Source organism: Arenibacter latericius DSM 15913 (assembly GCF_000424985.1).
In the GTDB taxonomy this organism is placed as follows: Bacteria; Bacteroidota; Bacteroidia; order Flavobacteriales; family Flavobacteriaceae; genus Arenibacter; species Arenibacter latericius.
In genome coordinates, this window is record NZ_KE384285.1 from 16,288 (window position 1) to 36,596 (window position 20,309).

Annotated in this window: 19 protein-coding genes; 6 read left to right on the forward strand and 13 right to left on the reverse strand. The window is 36.9% G+C overall.

The features are described 5' to 3' along the window. Positions 1-82: 82 nt before the first annotated feature. Complete coding sequence (locus tag H344_RS0116920; protein ID WP_026811346.1) at positions 83-862, reverse strand: zinc ribbon domain-containing protein; 780 nt, start codon at positions 860-862, stop codon at positions 83-85. A 2-nt stretch (positions 863-864) separates the two neighbouring features. Continuing rightward, positions 865-1,959 carry a Nif3-like dinuclear metal center hexameric protein gene (locus H344_RS0116925; protein ID WP_026811347.1) on the reverse strand — a complete coding sequence of 365 codons (1,095 nt, stop codon included), beginning with the start codon at positions 1,957-1,959 and terminating at the stop codon, positions 865-867. A 50-nt stretch (positions 1,960-2,009) separates the two neighbouring features. Here H344_RS0116925 and lpxK point away from each other — a divergent pair, with 50 nt between their 5' ends. Beyond that, the gene (lpxK, locus tag H344_RS0116930; protein ID WP_026811348.1) at positions 2,010-3,002 is read left to right on the forward strand and encodes a tetraacyldisaccharide 4'-kinase; all 993 of its coding nucleotides are present in this window, start codon (positions 2,010-2,012) and stop codon (positions 3,000-3,002) included. On the opposite strand, the gene H344_RS0116935 is transcribed toward lpxK, so the two are convergent. The 9 genes from H344_RS0116935 to H344_RS0116975 form a co-directional block, all read right to left on the reverse strand. Beyond that, complete coding sequence (locus H344_RS0116935) at positions 2,999-5,197, reverse strand: ATP-binding protein (RefSeq protein WP_051254384.1); 2,199 nt, start codon at positions 5,195-5,197, stop codon at positions 2,999-3,001. The two genes, lpxK and H344_RS0116935, sit on opposite strands and share 4 nt — an antisense overlap. 38 nt (positions 5,198-5,235) lie before the next feature. Next, complete coding sequence (gap, locus tag H344_RS0116940; protein WP_026811350.1) at positions 5,236-6,246, reverse strand: type I glyceraldehyde-3-phosphate dehydrogenase; 1,011 nt, start codon at positions 6,244-6,246, stop codon at positions 5,236-5,238. A gap of 78 nt (positions 6,247-6,324) precedes the next feature. Continuing rightward, positions 6,325-7,200: a lipoyl synthase gene (lipA, locus tag H344_RS0116945; protein ID WP_026811351.1), complete on the reverse strand. Its 876-nt coding sequence runs from the start codon at positions 7,198-7,200 to the stop codon at positions 6,325-6,327. Positions 7,201-7,272: 72 nt separating this feature from the next. Then, the gene (locus tag H344_RS0116950; RefSeq protein ID WP_026811352.1) at positions 7,273-7,845 is read right to left on the reverse strand and encodes an RNA polymerase sigma factor; all 573 of its coding nucleotides are present in this window, start codon (positions 7,843-7,845) and stop codon (positions 7,273-7,275) included. A 37-nt stretch (positions 7,846-7,882) separates the two neighbouring features. Beyond that, entirely contained in the window at positions 7,883-8,086 is a 204-nt protein-coding gene (locus tag H344_RS0116955) for a hypothetical protein (protein ID WP_026811353.1), read from the reverse strand. Positions 8,087-8,164: 78 nt separating this feature from the next. Beyond that, positions 8,165-8,923 (reverse strand): anti-sigma factor, encoded by a 759-nt coding sequence (locus H344_RS0116960; RefSeq protein ID WP_026811354.1) that lies wholly within the window; start codon positions 8,921-8,923, stop codon positions 8,165-8,167. Positions 8,924-9,013: 90 nt separating this feature from the next. After that, positions 9,014-9,577: an RNA polymerase sigma factor gene (locus H344_RS0116965; protein ID WP_026811355.1), complete on the reverse strand. Its 564-nt coding sequence runs from the start codon at positions 9,575-9,577 to the stop codon at positions 9,014-9,016. A gap of 204 nt (positions 9,578-9,781) precedes the next feature. Continuing rightward, positions 9,782-10,798 (reverse strand): UDP-N-acetylmuramate dehydrogenase, encoded by a 1,017-nt coding sequence (gene murB, locus H344_RS0116970; RefSeq protein ID WP_026811356.1) that lies wholly within the window; start codon positions 10,796-10,798, stop codon positions 9,782-9,784. Next, entirely contained in the window at positions 10,798-11,988 is a 1,191-nt protein-coding gene (locus tag H344_RS0116975; RefSeq protein ID WP_026811357.1) for a pyridoxal phosphate-dependent aminotransferase, read from the reverse strand. The genes murB and H344_RS0116975 overlap by 1 nt, the downstream gene beginning before the upstream one ends. Positions 11,989-12,247: 259 nt before the next feature. On the opposite strand from H344_RS0116975, the gene H344_RS0116980 reads away from it, so the two are divergent. Beyond that, positions 12,248-13,582 (forward strand): aspartyl protease family protein, encoded by a 1,335-nt coding sequence (locus H344_RS0116980; protein WP_026811358.1) that lies wholly within the window; start codon positions 12,248-12,250, stop codon positions 13,580-13,582. A gap of 67 nt (positions 13,583-13,649) precedes the next feature. Here the strand turns inward: H344_RS0116980 and H344_RS0116985 are convergent, their stop codons facing one another. Further along, positions 13,650-14,039, reverse strand: coding sequence for a DUF1573 domain-containing protein (locus H344_RS0116985; protein WP_084148843.1), 390 nt, complete (start codon positions 14,037-14,039; stop codon positions 13,650-13,652). A 195-nt stretch (positions 14,040-14,234) separates the two neighbouring features. On the opposite strand from H344_RS0116985, the gene H344_RS0116990 reads away from it, so the two are divergent. From H344_RS0116990 to H344_RS0117000, 3 genes are all read left to right on the forward strand, one after another. Next, positions 14,235-16,865, forward strand: coding sequence for a valine--tRNA ligase (locus H344_RS0116990; protein WP_026811360.1), 2,631 nt, complete (start codon positions 14,235-14,237; stop codon positions 16,863-16,865). Between the two features lie 146 nt (positions 16,866-17,011). Beyond that, entirely contained in the window at positions 17,012-18,028 is a 1,017-nt protein-coding gene (locus tag H344_RS0116995; RefSeq protein ID WP_026811361.1) for a Gfo/Idh/MocA family oxidoreductase, read from the forward strand. Positions 18,029-18,134: 106 nt separating this feature from the next. After that, on the forward strand, positions 18,135-18,896 hold the full coding sequence (locus tag H344_RS0117000) for a CDP-alcohol phosphatidyltransferase family protein (protein WP_026811362.1): 762 nt from the start codon (positions 18,135-18,137) through the stop codon (positions 18,894-18,896). A gap of 47 nt (positions 18,897-18,943) precedes the next feature. Here the strand turns inward: H344_RS0117000 and H344_RS0117005 are convergent, their stop codons facing one another. Then, on the reverse strand, positions 18,944-19,288 hold the full coding sequence (locus tag H344_RS0117005) for a HopJ type III effector protein (protein ID WP_026811363.1): 345 nt from the start codon (positions 19,286-19,288) through the stop codon (positions 18,944-18,946). Positions 19,289-19,630: 342 nt separating this feature from the next. Here H344_RS0117005 and H344_RS0117010 point away from each other — a divergent pair, with 342 nt between their 5' ends. After that, a complete protein-coding gene (locus tag H344_RS0117010) occupies positions 19,631-20,224 on the forward strand; it encodes a hypothetical protein (protein ID WP_026811364.1) in 594 nt (197 codons plus the stop codon). The last annotated feature ends 85 nt before the right edge of the window (positions 20,225-20,309 follow it).

The following is a 20,309-nucleotide window of genomic DNA, read 5'->3' on the forward strand; positions in this document are numbered from 1 at the left end:
TGAGGTTGTATTGCGTTAGCAAAATATAAAATAAAAGGCCATCTCGTTAAAGATGGCCTTTTTTATAAGCTTATACTTGCTATTACAACTTAGCGAAAAGTTTATTCATTTTCTCTTGTTGTTCTTCAGCTAAAACAGGGTCTACTAAAATTCTTCCACTGTGTTCATCGCTGATAATTTTCTTACGAGAAGCAATCTCTACCTGTACCTGTGGAGGGATAGTAAAGAAAGATCCACCTGAAGCACCTCTTTCGATAGGAACAACCGCTAAGCCGTTCTTAACGCTGTTTCTGATCCTTCTATAGGCATTAACTAACCTTTCCTCTATTTGATTCTGGTATTCTTCTGATTTGGCCAAAAGCGCTTTCTCTTCTTTTTCAGTTTCCGCTAAGATGTCATTTAATTCACTCTTCTTGTGCTTTAAATGCGCTTCTTTATCCGCTAAACGTTCTTTAGTGGTAGCGATAACTTCTTTCTTCTGCTCTATTTGGGCCTTAAATTCTTTAATGTTCTTTTCAGCCAATTGTATTTCCAGCTCTTGGTACTCTACCTCTTTGGTAAGTGAGTTAAATTCCCTGCTGTTACGAACATTCTTTTGCTGCTCGGTATACTTTTTCATTAAAACCTTAGCCTCATCGATAAGGTTCTTTTTGGCAGTAATTTCGTAGTTGATGGTCTCAACATCGGTCTTAAGCTTATCCATTCTTGTTTTAAGACCAAGAACCTCATCTTCTAAATCTTCTACTTCTAGAGGTAATTCACCTCTTACATTTCTTATCTCATCAACTCTAGAATCTATTAATTGCAAATCGTATAATGCTCTTAATTTATCTTCTACTGTTGCTTCTTTCTTTTTTGCCATATTTAAAAATACTTGATGGGATTTGTTAAACTCTCCGATAAAGAGACTGCAAAATTAGGGATTTTTTTCGTAAGATAGTCAACTAAGAGATTTTTTGTAAACTGCTCTGTTTCATAGTGGCCAATATCGGCAAGGATAATTTTGTTTTCCGCTTCATAAAATTGATGGTATTTTAAATCGGCAGTAATGAAAACATCAGCATTTACAGCCTTTGCAGCTGATATTGCAAAAGAACCACTTCCTCCAAGTACAGCTATCTTCTGAACTTTTTTCCCTAAAAATTGGGAGTGACGTATGCAGGAAACATTCATTTTTTCCTTTACAAATTGGAAAAAGTCCTCCTCGGACATTGGTTTTTCCAAATTTCCGTACATTCCCATGCCTAAATATTGGTTAGAATTATCTAGGGTTTGTATTTCATAAGCTACTTCCTCATAGGGATGATTATTAAAAAGAGCCGCTAATATTTTAGATTCTTTCTCTTTGGTATAGGTTATATTAATCTGAGTTTCTTGCTCGTAATGGGTTTCTCCAACTTTTCCTAAATGGGGGTTAGAGCCTTCGTTGGGTTTAAAGCTACCAGTCCCTTCCAAAGAAAAGCTGCAATTGCTGTAATTTCCAATATGTCCGGCTCCAGCCTGATAGAGCGCTTGTCTAAGCTGCTCGGCATTGGCGTGTGGAACATAAATGCTTAGTTTTTTAAGCGTTCCTTTTTTCGGAATAAGGATGCGGGGATCCTGAAGTCCCAATACTTCACATATTTTGGCGTTTACCCCTTGTTTGCTGTTGTCTAAGGCAGTGTGCATGCTATAGATAGCAATGTTGTGTTTAATAGCCTTTAAAACTACGCGCTCTACATAATTGGCGCCAGTTATTTTTTTAAGGCCACTAAAAATAATAGGATGAAAGCTTACAATAAGATTGCATTTTTTGCTGATGGCTTCCTCTACCACATTCTCTAAGGTATCTAAAGTAACCAGGATTCCTGTTACTGGAGTATTTGCATCTCCCACTAAAAGACCAACATTGTCAAAATCTTCTGCTTGGCCTAAAGGGGCTAGTTCCTCTAACTGGCCTATAACTTCTTTTATAATCATTTTATAATTTTATAGTCTTCCAAAGGTAAAAATATTATAATTTCGTTCCAATGCAACTATTACGAATATTAGCTTTCCCTATATCATTGATTTACGCTTGTGTTGTATATCTGCGTAACTTCTTATATGATCAAAACCTTTTTAAAGGCAAATCTTTTGATACCAAAACGATTTGTGTAGGTAATTTAAGTGTGGGTGGAACGGGGAAAACACCGATGATCGAATTTTTTATTCGGAATTTAAAGGATACTAAGAAGCTAGCCGTCCTTAGTAGAGGCTATGGGAGAAAGTCTAAAGGCTTTGTACTGTCTAACCCCCAAGTGCAGGTAGAAGAGCTTGGTGATGAGCCTTATCAGATAACTAAGAAATTTCCAGAAATTACGGTAGCCGTAGATGCAAATCGGCAGCAAGGGATTGCTACCCTAGAATCTTCGGTGGCTCCGGATATCATCTTATTGGATGATGCTTTTCAGCATAGAAAAGTAAAATGTGATTTCTATGTGCTGCTTACCGCTTATGGTAAGCTATATGTGGACGGCTGGTATTTGCCTACTGGGAATTTGCGAGATAGTAAAAGAGAGGCTAAGCGTGCCAATGTAATTGTAGTTACTAAATGCCCTAAAAATATATCTGATAAGGAACAGCATGCCATTCGCAAAAAGCTAAACCCTAAGGAAAAACAAAAGGTGGTATTTAGTTATTTGGAATACGATACTGAGCTTAAAGGCAGGGCAACAGCGATGTCTTTGGCTGCATTGCAGGGTAGAAAGGTGACCTTAGTAACCGGAATTGCAGACCCGTCTCCCTTAGTAGCATATTTAAAAGATAAAGGATTAGAGCTGGAGCATTTAGCGTATTCGGACCATCACTTTTTTAGCGATAAGGAGATTGATATGTTTAAGACAAAAGCCCTTATTCTAACTACCGAGAAAGACTTTGTAAGACTGTCTGGAAAAATCGAGGAGCTATATTATATAGGAATTAAACACGTATTTCTAGGGAATGGGAAGACCGAGTTAGTAGATAGCTTAAAATTAAACTAGATAGTATTTGATGTTCTGGCCTTAGGGTGATTTTTTTCGGTCATGTGTAGTCCTATCTTGCGATAAAATATTTCTGGTTTAAAAGGTTTGGTTACCACATCATTACAACCTGCTGCATAAAAACTTTCCATACTGTCATCTAAAGAAATTGCGGTTAGCGCAATAATAGGGACAAATCGGTTAAATTTTCTAATTTCTATGGTAGCCTCCTCGCCACTGATTCCGGGCATGTGAATATCCATTAAAATTCCGTCGTATTCGGTTTTTCTTACCATGGCTACAGCTTCTAGACCGTTGTTCGCTATATCACAAGTAATTTCTTTTTTATCTAGCATCTTCTTGGTAATCACCTGATTAATTTTGTTGTCCTCTACAATTAATAGGTGAAGCCCCTTTAGGTCATACTCTTCCTCGGTAATTTCAAATAAAATATCGTCAACAATATCATCCTTGCTTTTTAAGGCTAAATCAAAATAGAAAGAGCTTCCCTTACCTAATTCACTTTTTAATTCAATTTTACTACCAAATAGACCTAATAAGCTTTTTACAATAGTAAGGCCTAGACCAGTTCCGCCATATTCTCTGTTAATTTGAATGGACCCCTGTTCAAAGCTATCAAAAATGTTTTGCTGTTGTTTTAGATCCATGCCGATCCCCGTGTCTTTTACCTCAAAATAAATATTGATCGTTTCTTTTACCATTTCTGTCATCTTAGCGATAACGGTTACTTCACCATTCTTGGTGAATTTAATGGCATTCCCGATAAGGTTAATAAATACTTGAGATAGTTTTATTGGGTCACCTAGAAGGTGTTGTGGAATAGACTCATCATATTTTAAGATGATCTTTGTATTGTTGTCCTTAGCGCTTTGTTGTAAGGAGTTTATAACCTCTGAGAGGATTTTTTTAAGATTGAAACTTATTTGATGAATTTCTAGTTTTTCTGCATCTATCTTATTTATCTGGAGAATGTCATTTATGAAATTTAACAGGTATTCCCCAGAGAATTTTAAAGAATTTAAATGTTCTTTTTGGTTCTCACTCGGATTTTCTTCCAATAATAAATGGGTTAATCCAGTAACCGCATAGAGTGGAGTTCTAAGTTCATGACTAACGGTAGAAAGAAAGTTGGTCTTTGCTTCCATGGCTAATACTGCGGCGTCTCTGGCGGCTTGTAATTCTTTGTTCTTTCCTTGTAAAAGAGCGTTGGTTTTAAGCTTAATCTGGTTGTTTCTATACAGGGCAACAGCAAGGATAGAGATAATCGTTAAAAATGCTGAGGTTAGGATGGCGGTAATCTCAGACCTACTTTTAGATTCACTTAACTCTGTAATTTTTGTGTCCTGCCGCTCTATTTCTTCCTTCATAAAATCGGTCTGGATTCTATCGGAAGTCTGACTCTCAACAAGTAATTTTTCTATATTGAAAACAGAATCTTTTAATTTTAGAATATTGTTGGTATAGGTTAATGCGGGTTCAAAAAAACCAAGTGATGCATTAGATTTGGTGAGTAATTCATTAGCCTTTAATTCTTCTTTGATAAAACCGTTGGCCTGTGCTAGCTTTAATGCCATTTCTCCATCGTAAATAGCGTCTTCATAATCTAAGGTGATTATATGCAGTTCCCCTAATTTTAGGTGAGCATTGGTGGCTAGGTAAGCTTGTTCAAAGATATCTGTATTAACAATAAGGGAGTTAAAGTTTTTCTCTGCACTGGCAAACCTTTCGATTTCTAAAAATACTTCCCCCTCAAAAAATAATATATTGTTTAATAAATTCCGATCGTTGTTTAGCTTTTTGGCCTCGTTTAGCATGGAAATGGCCAGGAAGTTCTTCTGATTATGGAAAGCTAAAATGGCCTCTATATATTTTTGCATACCACTCCCATAGGGGTAAGAGGTGCTTTTTAATAGTGATTTGGCCCGATCCCAATAGAATTCTGCCGTATCAAACCTTTCCATTTTAAGGTATATAATGGAGAACTTTTGATAGCAGTCTATCAGGGTTTTGTTGTTCTTTTCCTTGGCGGCTATATCCATTGCTGCATTAAGGTATTCTAATGCAAGGTCTATTTTGTTTTTGTTGCGAGAATCCCTAGCCTTTTTAAAAAGCAGATCAACACTGGTTTCCGGAGGGGCGGTTTCTTGAGAGTAGCTATAACAGAACATCAGTAACATTGCTAAGAAGCAACTCATACTAATTTTCGTTATTTTTTTATGTGATAAAAGGACTCTCAAACGTATTTCTTATCTGTTAAATAATTTATTAGATCCACTATTCTGGAGCTATACCCCACCTCATTGTCATACCACCCTATAATTTTAACCATTCTTCCAATGACAGAAGTCATTAAAGAATCAAACGTACATGAGTAAGAACTATTGTTTATGTCAATTGAAACTATAGGATCTTCGGTGTAATATAGGATATTTTTGAATTGTTTCTGTGATACTTCCCGAAATGCATTGTTAATTTCTTCAATACTGGTATCTTTTCTTACATTAAAAGTAATATCTGTAAGTGATCCATTGGGAACCGGTACTCGGATACCACATCCGCCTATCACCTCTGAAAGTTCTGGGAATATACTAGTAAGCGCTTTGGCAGCTCCCGTTGTAGTAGGTACAATAGATTGGGCGGCCGCTCTTGCTCTTCTTAAATCTTTATGAGGTTGGTCGTGAAGACTTTGGTCTGAGGTATAAGAGTGAATAGTGGTAATATAAGCTTGTTCTATTCCACATAAATCTTGTATTACCTTTATCATTGGTGCTGCGTTATTGGTAGTACAAGATGCATTGGATATAATATGATCTTCTGGCGTTAAGGTTTCGTGATTAATTCCGAAAACAACCATTTTTATATCTTCGTCTGTAGGGGGAACGGATAAAACCACCTTCTTTGCTCCGTTCTTTAAATGATGGTTTAAACTAGTGGCGTCTTTAAACTTGCCAGTAGCTTCTACAACAATATCAACCCCATATTGGGACCACGGAATGTTCTCTGGAGATTTGTGGTTTAAAAGGGCTACTTCTTTGCCTTCTACTAAAATACCGTTCTTGGTATGGGATATCTCTAAAGGAGATACCCCATGAATACTGTCATATTTTAATAGGTGGGCCAAGGTAGTCGCATCGGCTAAATCGTTTATTGCAACCACTTTTAGGTGAGGTTGCTGACTAAGTAGTCTAAAAAGTGTTCGACCAATTCTTCCGAAACCGTTTATGCCTATTGTTGTCTGTGTCATAAAAATTGGTAAGCCATTATATCCGTTTTAATTCGGATAGCGTCTCGTTATATGTAAAAGTAAGAAGGGGTTAGCGCTCTAAAGAATGTGTTTGTGTGCTTTATACGAGGATCGAACTAAAGCTCCACTTTCTACATGTCTAAACCCTAATTCCAAACCTATTTCCTCATATTTTTTAAATTGGTCTGGTAAGATATATTCCTTTACGGGTAAATGTCTTTTAGAAGGTTGTAGGTATTGCCCTATGGTAACTACATCTACATCTGCGGCCCTAAGGTCTTTCATAGTGGTAATTACCTCGTCTTCTTTCTCTCCCAATCCTAACATAATTCCAGATTTGGTACGGTGCGCACCATTTTTCTTTAGATAAGAGAGTACGCCTAGGCTACGCTCATATTTTGCTTGGATACGGACCTCTCTAGTTAACCTTTTAACGGTTTCCATGTTGTGGGAGATCACTTCAGGATTTACTGCTAAAATACGATCTAGGTGAGTTTCAATACCTTGAAAATCAGGAATAAGTGTTTCTAAGGTAGTAGTAGGGTTCATCCTTCTGATTGCTTTTACCGTCTCGGCCCAGATAATAGATCCCATATCTTTTAGGTCGTCCCGGTCTACAGAAGTTATTACAGCGTGTTTAATCCCCATAATTTTAATGGATCTAGCCACTTTTTCTGGTTCCTCCCAATCTACATCTTCTGGTCTCCCCGTTTTTACACCGCAGAACCCGCAAGAACGGGTACAGATATTACCTAATATCATAAAAGTAGCAGTGCCTTCTCCCCAGCATTCTCCCATATTGGGGCAGCTACCGGAGGTACAAATGGTATTTAAGCTGTATTTGTCTACCAATCCTCTTAATTGGGTATATTTCTTACCTGTGGGTAGTTTAACCCTAAGCCATTTGGGTTTGCCTTTTGGAGGGATTACGCTATCTATAGTTTCTGTGCTCATTATATCCTAATATACTTTGTTGTAAATATACAAAAATGAAGGGGCAGACAGTCGGCTTTTTAGTTAATTGACTTAATCTGACTTCTGGCTTTTTATGATTTCTGCTAGAAGTTTTTTTGCCCTTAAAAGTTTCACTTTTACATTGTTGATGGGTTCTCCCAATCTCTCTGCTATTTCGGCATAGGCAAGTTCCTGAAAGTATCTGAGATTAATGACCTCTTGATAGTGAGGTTTTAATTTCTTTATGTACCCTAATAAAGCTGCTAAATTTTGTTCTGTAATTAGGCTGTCTTCAATAGAAGGAGCGTCGTCCAAAACTTTTTTTATGGCATCAGTATTGCCGCTTTCGCTACCTTGAAGGACGTTTCTCTTTCTCTTTCGAATAAGGTCTACATGTAAATTTTTGGAAATGGCTATTAGCCAAGTCTTAAATTTATAAGAGCTGTCAAAAGTGTGGATCTTGTCGAATGCCTGGGAAAAGGTCTGAATGGTAATATCCTCAGCGTCATTTTCGTTCTGGGTCCTAATTAGTTGAAAACCATATACATCGTTCCAAAAATGATTTAATAAAGAACTAAATGCTATCTGGTTGCCTAATTTGGCCTTTTCAATAAGATTTGTTAGGGATTCGTCTGTCTTTTCCAAAATAAGGGGTGAAAAATGGGGTTAAGAAAAGTATGCCTTAAGAGGCAATACTGTCTTTTTTGCATTCCTGTTCTGCTGGTAGCTTTCCGCAAAAGCCACATGCTTCCCCTTCTTTATTTAAAAATGGACTTTGACTTGCGCAGGTCCCTGCAAATTTACCGTCTTTTTTAGACCATATTTTTAGTGCAATTCCGGCGAAGGCAAGTGCCAGTAAGCCAATGGTTAAAAGTACTAATTTCATATCCTTGCGTTAAATTTCTACAAAGATATGAAATTAATAAGCTACCCAAGAAAGTTTGGGATTAGTTTAGGTATTGTTTTAGTAGCGAATATTAGCTACAATGTTCTCTACGGTAGGGGAGCTATTGCCACCCTTGTTTTCTATAGTAATGTAGCCCATTGCATTTTCACCATAAGGAAGGGCCATTAATTTTTGACTATCACTAGCTTCTTTTATAATGCCTAGGTTGATCATTTCCCCATTTACTTCGGCCCACATTTGATAACATTGGTCCTCTGGTAAATTTGGTAGCTTGCTTACATTGATATAAGAGAGCTTTTTTACAGGGTTAATATAGGCTACCGCTTTTAATTCCTTGGCTTTGTTGTTGCCTTTTACGGCGACCTTTTTTGTCTTTGGATTATTGAGAACTATAAACTGATTGCGAACATCCTCTAATTGGATGCGCATATTTTCTTCCAAGGATTCTATTTTGTTATTTACCAAAATATTTTCCTCTTGCAAACTCTGGTTCTGATTCCAGAAAGTAAAGGAGGCACCTGCGAAGATTAGTGCGGTAAAACTAGCGGCAACGGCATACATATAAAACTTTCTACGGCTCTTTTTCTCTGATTTAACCTGATTTAAAACCTTGTCTTTTAATCCGTCTGGCGTTTTAATAGCATGTTGTTTTGCATACATCTCCAAGTTTTCTTGAAGTTCTATATACGTTTTTCTCACCTCGGGATACATCGCAATATAACGTTCTACCTGTAGTGTTTCCTCTTTAGAGGTGGTTCCCAAAAGATATTGTTCTAGTAAGTCTGTGTCTAAAAAGTTTTTTATTTTCTCTTTCATCGCTTTATGCTTAACAGCGCTTCTCAATTGAATAGACTAATGTAATCAGTAGACATATAATATGGTCTAATCTTATTAAGTTGCTTTGGTTTATAAAAAATGTAACATGCTAGCAAGAAGTAGAAATGATCCATATAGTTTCCTTAGTTCCCTTAAGCCAATTTTTAATCTAGACTTAATGGTGCCAAGAGGTATATTTAATTCGTCACTAGCTTCCTGCTGGGTCATTCCCTGAAAAAATAAAGCGTCTAAAACTATTTGGTATTTATCTTCTAGCTTATCCAAATTGTCCTGAACGTCCATTAATTCCGGATTTACTCCTTCGGTTCCTAGTTTATATACGTCCGAAACGTCTATTTGGATCTCCTTATCAGATTTGGTATTTACACTTCTTAATTTGTCAATTGCTGTATTGCGGACAATTCTAAATAGCCAGGTAAATAGTTTAGCTTTACTGGGGTCGTAACTATCGGAATTCCTCCATATTTTTAAGAAACTTTCTTGTAGTACGTCTTCAGCTAATTCTTCATTTCTAACTACTTTAAAGGCGACACCAAGTAAAGTGTCTCCGTAATGTTCATACAGTAATGACATTGCTTTGTCATCCCGTTCCAGAAGGAGCTCTACAATATGATTTTCTAGTAAGATACTCATATTCTGTAAAGATTAAATGTAAAAATGAAGTTGAAATCATCCAATATGATCTTTCCTCCGTATATAAAGAAACGCTAAAATATTTAATTGATTACTATAATAGGCGTTTATAAAATTTATAAAAGATAAATGTGCAGCTGGTAACTGTGCATTTAATTTTGGTTAGTTTGGTTTGGTATGGCCCCTGTTTTTATTATGCAGGGGCTATTTTATTATATTAACTTCTGGAGTGATAATGATTTTAAAGTTGTTATAAACTGTTGTCATTATATGCTGAGCCATATCCATTATATCATTCCCTGTTGCATTACCGTAATTCACTAATACTAGGGCCTGATTCTTATGAATCCCAGCATCGCCATATCTTTTACCTTTAAAACCACTTTGCTCTATTAACCAGCCTGCAGGAACTTTAAATTCTGTTTCGGATACTTTATAAAAAGGAGCTTCTGGGTTGGAGCTGATAAAATTATGGAAATCCTTTTTACTTAATATAGGGTTTTTAAAGAAACTGCCACTATTTCCAAGTTCTTTAGGGTCTGGAAGTTTGCTTTGTCTTATGGCAACCACGGCATTGGAGATGTCTTGAATACTAGGATCTTCTATCCCTCTAGCTTTTAATTCAGAGGAAATGGCGCCGTAGTCTATTTTTCTCTGATGATTTCTTTTAGTGAGCTTAAGCTGAATGCTAGTGATAATATACTTGCCCTTACCCTCATTTTTAAAATAAGACTCCCTATATCCAAACTTACAGTCGTCCTTACTAAACTGCTGTAGTTCTTGAGTGGCTATTTCCATTGCTTGGCAGCTTACGAAAATGTCTTTTAGCTCCACGCCATAAGCTCCAATATTTTGTATTGGGGCGGTTCCAGAATTTCCAGGGATAAGGGAGAGGTTTTCTAGTCCGCCATAGTTTCGTTCTAGGGTCCATAAAACCAATCTGTGCCAGTTTTCACCCGCATTTACATTTATACAAATGTGATCATCATCTTCCCATAACGTTTCTATTCCCTTTATATTTAGGTATAGTACTAAATAATCTAAGTCTTGGGTAATTAGCATATTGCTGCCTCCGCCTAGAATAAAAAAATCGGGATATCCATCTAAGGTTAACGCTTCTTTTAATTCGTTAACCGATGTAATCTCACAAAAATATTTGGCTTTCGCCTCAATCCCGAAAGTGTTATATTCTTTTAAAGAAATATTTTCTTGGATCTTCATTAATCCTTATACACTTTTAAAGCTTCACCTAGAATATGTACCGCATTTTTTATTTGTTCTTTCTCTAGAACATAGGCAATTCTAACTTGGTTAAGGCCTAATCCTTCAGTGGCATAAAAGCCTGCTGCAGGAGCAACCATTACCGTTTTGCCATTTAAATTAAAGCTGTCTAAAAGCCATTGAGCAAACTTATCTGCGTTTTTAATTGGTAACTTTGCAATGCAATAAAAAGCGCCTTGCGGTTTACCCACTTTTACTCCCTCAATTTTATTTAGTTCTTCAATGAGTAGGTCTCTTCGGGAGACGTATTCTTTCTTTATGTCATCAAAATAACGCTGTGGGGTTTCCAATGCTGCTTCACTAGCAATTTGTGCATAGGTAGGAGGAGAAAGACGTGCTTGAGCAAATTTTAGGGCCGTTTTTATCACTTCATCATTTTTGGAAACTAAGCACCCTATTCTAGCGCCACACATGCTATATCTTTTGGAAACCGAATCAACTACTATAGCATTCTTCTCTAATCCTTTTTCCTGAATAATAGAATAATGTTCGCGACCTTCATAAGTGAATTCCCGGTAAACTTCATCAGCTACTAAGAAAAGGTCGTGTTTTTTTACAATGGCCGCTAATTTTTTTATTTCTTCCTTACTGTACAAGTATCCTGTGGGATTTCCTGGGTTACAAATAAGGATAGCACGGGTACGCGGAGTGATTAATTTTTCGAACTCCTCAATAGGAGGAAGGGCGAAGTTGTTTTCTATGGTAGAAGTTACCGGAACTACATTAAGTCCAGAAGCGGTAGCAAATCCATTGTAATTAGCATAAAACGGTTCAGGGATAATAATCTCATCCCCCGCATCTGCAATAGAATTCATGGCAAATGCTAATGCTTCGGATCCACCTGTAGTTACTATAATTTGAGACGCAGTAACGTCAATATCATTCTTAGCATAATACTTTGCTATCTTTTGTCTATACTCCTCGGAACCTTCCGTACGGGAATATGATAGTATTTCTATATCATTGTTTTTTACCGCATCTAAAGCTACTTGAGGGGTTTTGATGTCTGGCTGTCCAATATTGAGGTGGATGACCTCAATTCCCCTTTCTTTTGCCGCCTCGGCATAAGGAACTAATTTTCTAATTGGGGATTCGGGCATGGATAAGCCTTTCTTCGAAATTGATGGCATAAATATGATGTTTTGTACAAAAATGAGAAATAGGGGTGGAGAAAACAATAGAATTAGATAAATTTTAATCTAAATTTCTCTTGTCGCAGCTATTATAAGAATTTTCTTATTTATAGCTCAGTGCGATCTGTTATTCAAAAGGATGTACCCTTTAACTTGGGGGGTTAGAGGAAGAATTCTATCCTCTAAAACTGTTAAATAACGTGGATAACTGCTTATAAAATCGTAAATTTAAGAGAATGGTATAAAACAAATAGACATGATCTCTTTCTTTAAACGTTCTTGGTTATTGCTCTTTTGTCTGCCAGTTTTTTTATACGCCCAACAATACACCTTGTCTCATGGCAAAAAATATGAAAAGGTTAAATTTAAACTAGTAAACAACCTAATTCTTATTCCAGTAGATGTAAATGGAGCTAAGCTTACCTTTATATTAGATTCTGGAGTGAGTACTCCCATTCTTTTTAATATTTCGGATCAAGATTCTATTCAAATTAACGATGTTTCAGAGGTAATAATTAGGGGACTTGGGAATGGAGAACCTATTGAAGCATTAAAGTCTTCTAATAACACCTTTAAAATTGGCAATACAAGAAACAATCAGCAGCTACTTTATGTGGTAATGGATAGGGCGCTCAATTTCTCCCCAAGATTGGGGATGGTGGTGCACGGAATTATAGGGTATGATTTATTTCGCGATTTTGTGGTATCTATTAATTACACTTCCAAAGTAATTAAATTGTACGATCCTAAGCACTATAAGCCTAAGAATAATAAGAAAACACAAACTTTACCGCTACATATCGAAAGTAATAAAGCCTATCTAGAGGCAAATGTGGTTATGGATGACCGTCAGAATATTCCAGTTAAGCTGTTAATTGACTCCGGAAGTTCTGATGCCCTTTGGTTGTTTCAGGATGAAGAAAAAGGTTTAGCTATTCCACTTAGCCATTATGAGGATTTTTTAGGTCAAGGATTAAGTGGTAGCGTTTATGGGAAAAGAACAAAGATAAAAGGCCTCTTATTGGGCGACTTTCAGTTAAATGAGGCTAAGACCGCCTTTCCGGATATGGAATATTTTAGTGGTATTTTTAATCTAGGAGACAGAAATGGTAGCTTAGGAGGGGAAGTATTAAAAAGGTTTACTATGGTTTTTAATTACGGTGCTAAAACTATTAGTCTTCGTAAGAATAGCCTATTTGACGATCCCTTTAATTATAATTTAAGTGGTATAGACCTACAACATAACGGGATGCGTTTTATTTCTGAGCGTATAACAGATGCTAAAGGGGTGGCTTTGGAGAAGGGTGATTCTTTTGGTAATGTTCAAATTCTTTTTGAAGATAAGACCCGTTTAAGTGTGGTTCCAGAGATTATTGTTTCAGGGATACGTGTGGGAAGTCCTGGGCAGGAAGCTGGGCTACGTGAAGGAGATATTATTTTGGCTGTTAACGGAAAGAAAATTCACAATTATGAACTGCAACAAATCTTAAAAATGCTCAATGAAAAGGAAGGGAAGAAAGTAAAGGTTCATGTGGGACGATTAGGAACTGATGTGATTGTCTCCTATGTGCTTAAAAAGATGTTTAAATAAAAAAAACTTGTTTGATGGATAATATTATCCATCAAACAAGTTTTAAATTATATTGGGAGTTTTTTTACTACTTACCTGGTGCGGCCTTAATCTCCCCTTTTAGTTTTAAAACTACCGTTGGTGTATCCGCATTAGAGATAACCGTAATGGCTTTTCTAATTGGACCAACCCTATTAGTGTCATACTTCACTTGTATCTCACCTGTTTTTCCAGGTAAAATAGGAGCTTCTGGCTTTTTAGGGATAGTACATCCACAAGTAGAACTTACTTTGCTGATTATAAGGGGTGCATCACCAGTATTGGTGAACTCAAAGACACGTAAGCCATCACTGCCTTTAGCAATTTCCCCGTAATCGACGATGTCTGTCTTAAATTTAATCTTCGCTTTTTTTTCTTGAGCGGTTAGGCCAAATCCTAATAGACCAATAAATAAAACTAGTACTAATTTTTTCATCATTTTTAGTTTTGGGTGAATTTCAAAAATAAATGTTTTTAATGAACCTCAGAAATTCTTTTGTTATGTAATAACGTTACTTATTTTTGTTTCGTATTTCTAACTAGGCAAAAAACCATAGGACTACCTCAAGTAACTTTAAAAGAGTAATCATTTTAGTAATCGCCCTATATAGGGTAACAAAAACTGTTCCAAACAATGGGAATACCTTCAAAATACGACCCGCAGACCATAGAAGGTCAGTGGTACGACTATTGGATTAAGCATAATTATTTTCACTCCGAACCAGATGAAAGAGAGCCTTACACCATAGTTATTCCGCCACCAAATGTTACAGGGGTATTACATATGGGGCATATGCTTAACAATACAATCCAAGATGTTTTGATACGCAGAGCCCGTTTAAAGGGTAAAAATGCTTGTTGGGTACCGGGTACGGACCACGCCTCTATTGCTACCGAAGCTAAGGTGGTGGCAAAGCTTAAAGAGCAAGGAATAGATAAAAAGGATCTTAGCAGAGAAGAGTTTCTTGGTCATGCTTGGGACTGGACCCACGAATACGGGGGCGTTATTTTAGAGCAGTTGAAAAAATTAGGCTGTTCTTGTGATTGGGACCGCACTAAATTCACTATGGATGACAACATGTCAGCCTCTGTAATTAAAGTATTCGTAGATTTATTTAATAAAGGGCTTATCTACAGGGGATACCGAATGGTGAATTGGGATCCTGAAGCAAAAACAACCTTGTCTGATGAGGAAGTGATATATGAGGAAAGACAAGGCTTATTGTATTATCTGTCCTACAAGATAGAAGGTTCAGAAGATACCTTAACAATTGCTACTACTAGACCCGAAACCATCCTAGGAGATACTGCAATTTGTATTAATCCTAATGATGAGCGTTATGTACATTTAAAAGGAAAAAAGGCAATAGTACCTATTTGTAATAGGGTAATTCCTATTATTGAAGACGAATATGTAGATGTAGAATTTGGTACAGGATGTCTTAAAGTTACACCTGCGCATGATGTAAATGATAAGGAATTAGGGGATAAGCATAATCTTGAGACGATAGATATCTTTAACGAAGATGCCACTTTAAATAGTTACGGTCTGCATTATGAAGGTCAAGATCGTTTTGTGGTGCGTAAAGCCATCACCAAGGAATTAGAGGAGAAGGGCTTTTTAGTTAAAACAGAGAATCATTTAAATAAAGTAGGAACTTCAGAAAGGACTAAAGCGGTGATAGAGCCAAGGTTATCCGATCAGTGGTTCTTACGTATGGAAGAATTGGCCAAGCCTGCTATAAAAGCGGTATTGGAAGATGAAGACATAAAATTATTTCCTAAGAAGTTTGAGAATACCTATCGTCATTGGATGGAAAATATCCGCGATTGGAATATTTCTAGACAGTTGTGGTGGGGACAGCAGATTCCGGCCTTTTACTTTGGTAATGGTCAGGACGACTTTGTTGTGGCAGAAAGTAAGGAGCAAGCTTTAGAGTTGGCAAAGAAAAAATCTGCGAATCCAAATTTAACCTTAGAGGCGTTAAGACAGGATGAAGATGCTTTAGATACATGGTTTTCTTCATGGATATGGCCAATTAGCGTGTTTAATGGTATTTTGGAGCCAGATAATAAGGAGATAAACTACTATTATCCTACAAATGATTTGGTGACCGGTCCGGATATTTTATTCTTCTGGGTAGCCAGAATGATTGTTTCTGGATATGAATATCGGGACGAAAGACCTTTCCAAAATGTATATCTTACTGGATTGGTACGTGATAAACAACGTCGTAAAATGTCTAAGTCCCTTGGGAATTCACCAGATGCCTTAAAGTTAATTGAGGATTATGGTGCCGATGGGGTGCGCGTAGGGTTATTGTTGAGCTCGGCAGCAGGAAACGACCTTATGTTTGATGAGGCGCTATGCCAGCAAGGGAAAAACTTTGCAAATAAGATATGGAACGGTTTCCGATTATTAAAAGGTTGGGAGATAGCCGATTTACCGCAACCAGAAGCATCGAAGCTAGGAATTGAATGGTATACCGCTAAATTCAATAAAGCTTTGGTGGAGATAGAGGATCACTTTAGTAAATACCGTATTTCTGACGCCCTAATGGCGATATATAAATTAATTTGGGACGACTATAGTTCTTGGTTGTTAGAAATTATTAAGCCAGCATACCAACAACCAATAGATCGTACCACATTTGATGCGGTAATTAAAATATTTGAAGAGAACCTAAAACTATTGCACCCATTTATGCCTTTCCTTACGGAAGAGGTTTGGCAGCATATAACCGATCGTACCCCAGAAGAGGCGCTTGTAGTTGCAAGTTGGCCAGAAATACTACCGGTAAATGAGGAGTTGGTTGCAGGGTTCGATTTTGCTTCCGAGGTTGTTTCTGGTATTAGAACTATTAGGAAGGAGAAAAATATTCCTATGAAAGAATCCTTGGAGCTTTCTGTATTAAACGAAGGGAATATAAGTAAGGAATGGGACGTGGTGATTGCAAAGCTTACCAATGTGTCTCAAATTTCTTATGTAGACGCTTCTGTAGATGGTGCCTTGACATTTAGGGTTAAATCCAATGAATATTTTATTCCGATGGCTGGAGCAATAGATATTAAAGCTGAAATTCTTAAATTGCAGGAAGAGCTAAAATATACAGAAGGCTTTTTGGCTTCCGTGCAAAAGAAACTTTCTAATGAAAGGTTTGTAAATAATGCTCCGGAAAAAGTAATTTCAATTGAGCGTAAGAAAGAAGCAGATGCTATTGCCAAAATAGAAACATTGAAAAAAAGCTTGGCGAGTTTGGAGTAAGATTGCTAAGCCAGTAACAGCATAAAGCCTGTTTTTTTAAATGTATTTTGGAGAAGAAAGTTAGCGCATTGATATTGCCGTAAAATAACTTTAACTAATAATCTCCTTGCTGAGTTATCTCAGCAAGGAGATCTTATAAAGAATACATGACAAAAAAAATAATTAAAACAGGTGTATTATCCTTCGGGATGTCTGGGCAACTCTTTCATTCCCCATTTTTAGAAGTGCATTCAGGCTTTGAGCTTATGGCTGTGGTTGAAAGGACTACCAAAAAAGCAAAGGAAATCTATCCTCATATAAAAAGTTACGATAGCGTAGAGGCGCTTTTATTGGACCCAGAAATAGAGTTGGTTGTAGTAAATACTCCAAATTTCACTCACTTCGATTTTGCTAAAAAGGCCCTAAATGCAAATAAACATGTGCTTGTAGAAAAGCCATTTTGTGTAACTACCGAAGAAGCTAATGAGCTTTTCTCCTTGGCTCGTGAAAAAGGTAAGCATATTCTCCCTTATCAAAATAGGCGCTATGATAGCGATTTCCTTTCTGTAAAAGAAGTTTTAGATTCGGGTAAGTTAGGTACTCTTGTAGAGGCGCATTTTAGGTATGATAGATATAGGCATCATATTGGTCCAAAAGTAGCCAAGGAGACTCCTGTGCCAGGTAGTGGATTGCTCTACGACTTAGGACCGCATCTTTTAGATGCAGCTATAGCACTCTTTGGAAATCCTATAGAGTGGAGAAAGAATACAGGGCAATTTAGACCCAACACCCAAGTAGACGATTATGCTCATATTCATTTAGTGTATCCAGAAGGTTTTCAGGTGTTTATTACCATGAGTATGCTGGTGGTAGAGCCACAGGCTTCCTTTGTGCTAAATGGCTCTAAAGGTTCTTATATTAAACAACGGACAGATATTCAGGAGACACAACTTTTAGCGGGAATGTCGCCGAACCATCCAGATTTTGGAAGAGAGGACACAAATAAAAATGGAATACTCTATACAATCAATGAAAAGGGAGAAAAGGAGCAGGAGGAAACAGCTTCCATAACTTCTAATTACTTGCATCTTTTTGATGATGTTTACAAAACTATAGTGGACGGAATCTCATATCCCGTAGGAGAGGAAGATATTCTTCAGCAATTGGAAATTTTAGAAGCCTAAATTTTTTAGTGCTTTATACAAAGGACTCTAGTTTTGTACTAGAGATTGTACGTTGAAAATCCCTTTTTAATAGAGTGCAATACCATTATCTATGCCGATTTCCGAAATGTCTAAATTACCAAATAACCATAGATTTTTAGATCTTTCGGACTATGGCAGGCCTGTAGGGAGAGTAATTGCAAAGGGATTGGAAAACACTGCGGTATCTCCCCTGCACCTTACTACCTTATTTATTATTTCAGGTTTGTTAGGCGTAGGGTGTATTTTAAGTGGACATTTCTGGGGCGTCGTATTCTTTTTAGTGTTGAAATCGATTTTAGATGCTGCCGACGGGGAATTGGCAAGAATAAAAAATACTCCTTCCTATACTGGTCGTTATTACGATTCTATTGCTGATATTATTTTAAATCTTTTTATTCTACTGGCAATAGGATATATCACAAATACTGGCATTATTTGGACGTTATTGGCCTTCTGTGGTATGCAATTGCAGGGAACCCTATATAATTATTACTATGTTATTTTAAGAAATAGACATCACGGGGATACTACTAGTAGGGTTTTCGAGAAAGATACGCCAGTGGCGATGGAGGGGGAGCAGCAAAGAAATGTAGATCTTCTCTTTGGGTGTTACCGATTGTTATATGGAGGGTTTGATCAAATTATTTACTTCTTGGATGGAAGCGCCTCTGATAATGGAAAGCTCCCTAATTGGTTAATGACAGCAGTTTCTATTTATGGTTTAGGTTTCCAATTGCTACTTATTGGCCTTATGCTGGTTGTTGGTTGGGCCGATTTTATTATTCCCTTTTTTATATTTTATACCGTATTTGTTTTTTTGTTTATTGGAATACGGAAAGTATTGTAGGAGGGGAAATAAGTTGTAGAATATACATCCCCGTCAAAATACTTATATCATTTGATGCTTAGGGCTTCTTTGTTGAATACTATTCCTTCCCATCCAAACTTTATGAAATTACGAATATTTTGATGGTCTTCTCCCTCGGGATTTTTTAATACGTCATTACGGTAGTAACTCCCAAAGCAAGCCAAGGTTTCTTCTTTGGTTAATTTGTGATGTTGTGCAAAGGAAAATACTTTGCAAGAGCCTGTATTCTGTCCAGGTTCATTGGAAATAGCACCATTTTTAAAAGCTGTGGGCTCAAAATTATAATAAGTGTCAATAACTTGAATGGTATCCCCAAAGGAAATTTCTTCTGGGTTATTTCTTAGTTCTATTAAAAAAGCACGAACCGTCATAGTCTTATGTGTTGTTGTTATACAGGCAAATGTAAGGGATACTTAGGTTAGGTGGTCTCAAGAGAGCAATTATTTTAGGTTAGGGTAATTACTTTCATTGGAAAAAGATATTTATATTTATTAAAAGAGATTAGGGTTAATCCGGAGCTTTCCTGCCGGTTCCGTCTAGGCTTGGGTTAATTGCATTATTCAATATTTGCTTGCCTTCTGTTTTTTGATAATATCAGTTGAAAACACTATTAGGTGTTGCTTTATCCTAGGATACTCACTGTAAATAGTTATATTAGGTAATTGTGATAATGAATCATTAAAAAACGAGTTCAAACAAAAAAAAGGAAAAATATGAGAACATTATTGTTGTATAGTTTGTTGTTAATGGTGGCGCCTTTAATGGCACAAGATGCTAAAACGGAAATACTCCCTAGTGAAATTCAAATTAAAACGGCCGTTCTACCGTTATCTGAGGAGGATAAGGAAGGTGCTAAAGTTTATGGTTATGATACCAATGGCGAATTAATTGTCTTAAGAGAGGGGACTAATAATTTAGTTTGTGTTGCAGATAATCCTGAGAAAGATGGTATTAGTGTATCTTGTTACTATTCTAAACTAGATCCATTTATTGCACGTGGCAGGGAGCTGTCTGCACAAGGGAAATCAGTTCCTGAGATTAGAGAAATTAGAGCAAATGAGGTTGCCTCGGGAGAATTAAAGATGCCAGGGGAGCCCAGTATGCTTTATGTGTATTATGGGAAATCGGAGGATTATAACCCTAAAACAGGCGAATTAAATAACGGCAAGTTCCGGTATGTGATTTACACGCCATTTGCCACCGTTGAGTCTACCGGCTTGCCAGATAAGCCACATGCTCCAGGGATGCCTTGGTTAATGGATCCAGGTACCCATAGGGCTCATATAATGATTGGACCGTTTAACTAAAAAAGAATTACTTACACTACACCTTTTTATTTGGTGAGGTGTTTGTATAAAATAGGTACAGCAAGGAAATTAGGCCTATTGCTCG

Excerpts from the sequence above, each read along its gene's own strand:
- H344_RS0116995 (WP_026811361.1), top strand. The coding sequence starts at position 17,012 with ATGACAAAAAAAATAATTAAAACAGGTGTATTATCCTTCGGGATGTCT.
- H344_RS0116935 (WP_051254384.1), bottom strand. The coding sequence starts at position 5,197 with ATGAGTTGCTTCTTAGCAATGTTACTGATGTTCTGTTATAGCTACTCT.
- H344_RS0117010 (WP_026811364.1), top strand. The coding sequence starts at position 19,631 with ATGAGAACATTATTGTTGTATAGTTTGTTGTTAATGGTGGCGCCTTTA.
- H344_RS0116985 (WP_084148843.1), bottom strand. The coding sequence starts at position 14,039 with ATGATGAAAAAATTAGTACTAGTTTTATTTATTGGTCTATTAGGATTT.
- lipA (WP_026811351.1), bottom strand. The coding sequence starts at position 7,200 with ATGAGCACAGAAACTATAGATAGCGTAATCCCTCCAAAAGGCAAACCC.
- gap (WP_026811350.1), bottom strand. The coding sequence starts at position 6,246 with ATGACACAGACAACAATAGGCATAAACGGTTTCGGAAGAATTGGTCGA.
- H344_RS0116955 (WP_026811353.1), bottom strand. The coding sequence starts at position 8,086 with ATGAAATTAGTACTTTTAACCATTGGCTTACTGGCACTTGCCTTCGCC.
- H344_RS0116980 (WP_026811358.1), top strand. The coding sequence starts at position 12,248 with ATGATCTCTTTCTTTAAACGTTCTTGGTTATTGCTCTTTTGTCTGCCA.
- H344_RS0116925 (WP_026811347.1), bottom strand. The coding sequence starts at position 1,959 with ATGATTATAAAAGAAGTTATAGGCCAGTTAGAGGAACTAGCCCCTTTA.
- H344_RS0116990 (WP_026811360.1), top strand. The coding sequence starts at position 14,235 with ATGGGAATACCTTCAAAATACGACCCGCAGACCATAGAAGGTCAGTGG.
- H344_RS0116965 (WP_026811355.1), bottom strand. The coding sequence starts at position 9,577 with ATGAGTATCTTACTAGAAAATCATATTGTAGAGCTCCTTCTGGAACGG.
- H344_RS0117005 (WP_026811363.1), bottom strand. The coding sequence starts at position 19,288 with ATGACGGTTCGTGCTTTTTTAATAGAACTAAGAAATAACCCAGAAGAA.
- H344_RS0117000 (WP_026811362.1), top strand. The coding sequence starts at position 18,135 with ATGTCTAAATTACCAAATAACCATAGATTTTTAGATCTTTCGGACTAT.
- H344_RS0116960 (WP_026811354.1), bottom strand. The coding sequence starts at position 8,923 with ATGAAAGAGAAAATAAAAAACTTTTTAGACACAGACTTACTAGAACAA.
- lpxK (WP_026811348.1), top strand. The coding sequence starts at position 2,010 with ATGCAACTATTACGAATATTAGCTTTCCCTATATCATTGATTTACGCT.
- H344_RS0116920 (WP_026811346.1), bottom strand. The coding sequence starts at position 862 with ATGGCAAAAAAGAAAGAAGCAACAGTAGAAGATAAATTAAGAGCATTA.
- murB (WP_026811356.1), bottom strand. The coding sequence starts at position 10,798 with ATGAAGATCCAAGAAAATATTTCTTTAAAAGAATATAACACTTTCGGG.
- H344_RS0116975 (WP_026811357.1), bottom strand. The coding sequence starts at position 11,988 with ATGCCATCAATTTCGAAGAAAGGCTTATCCATGCCCGAATCCCCAATT.